General features: G+C 25.6%; 1 protein-coding gene. It reads right to left on the reverse strand.

From position 1 onward, the window contains the following. Positions 1-182: 182 nt before the first annotated feature. Positions 183-317: a hypothetical protein gene (locus AYC60_RS09535; protein WP_414162571.1), complete on the reverse strand. Its 135-nt coding sequence runs from the start codon at positions 315-317 to the stop codon at positions 183-185. Positions 318-386 lie beyond the last annotated feature (69 nt).

Consider the following 386-nt stretch of genomic DNA (forward strand, 5'->3'; position numbering starts at 1 on the left):
ACTTTTTTTATTCCATATTCATTTTCACAAATTAAATACTCGATTCCTGAATATGGAAATTCACATATACACGTAAACTAATCTAAACTGTCCTTTACATCTAATTCAAATTCATCTCCAATAGTATACATTTCAACTCCTCCTATTTATGATATTTGATATTATTTTCTATACATATTACTCTATAAACTTATTCTATTAATATTAATCTCATTAATTAATGTGTGACATGTCATCTTTGAAAAGCTTAGCTTACATTCCGAAATATTTCTAACATCCTCATTACATCCATTAGAACCACCTATTATACAATTTATAGTACTATATTCTACTTTTTAGTCACCTATCTTTTTTGCTAATTTTTCACTAGACATGTTTTCACCTTT

It is taken from the genome of Streptobacillus felis (genome assembly GCF_001559775.1).
Taxonomy (GTDB): Bacteria; Fusobacteriota; Fusobacteriia; order Fusobacteriales; family Leptotrichiaceae; genus Streptobacillus; species Streptobacillus felis.